The 432-nt window shown below is 64.8% G+C and carries 1 protein-coding gene; it reads left to right on the top strand.

Translation table 11 applies throughout. The features are described 5' to 3' along the window. On the top strand, positions 1–432 hold a 432-nt coding region (locus tag EOA60_RS37065; protein ID WP_281060836.1), incomplete at both ends, for a CarD family transcriptional regulator.

Below are 432 nucleotides of genomic sequence, written 5' to 3'. Positions count from 1 at the left end.
TGGTCGTCGTCGCCGAACAGGACATTCTAGGCGACAGGCTGATCCGCCGCTCCAAGCGCAAAAAGCGTGCCTCCGACTTCATTGCCGAAGCATCGTCGCTGTCATCCGGCGACATCGTCGTTCACGCGGACCACGGCATCGGCCGATTCATTGGTCTGCGCACCATCGAAGCGGTCGGCGCACCGCATGACTGTCTCGAAATCCACTATGCCGGCGACGACCGGCTGTTCCTGCCGGTCGAAAACATCGAGCTCCTCTCACGCTACGGTTCGGATTCGGCGGAAGCGCCACTCGACAAGCTCGGCGGCGGCGCCTGGCAGGCGCGCAAAGCGCGACTGAAGAAGCGGCTGCTCGACATGGCCGGGCAATTGATCCGCATCGCCGCCGAGCGGCAGATGCGCGCAGCACCCGCCATGATTCCGGCCGACGGCC

This window comes from Mesorhizobium sp. M1A.F.Ca.IN.020.06.1.1 (assembly GCF_004023265.1).
Lineage (GTDB): Bacteria > Pseudomonadota > Alphaproteobacteria > Rhizobiales > Rhizobiaceae > Mesorhizobium.
The sequence above is the reverse complement of the archived record's forward strand: the minus strand, read 5'-3'. Positions and strand labels throughout refer to the sequence as shown.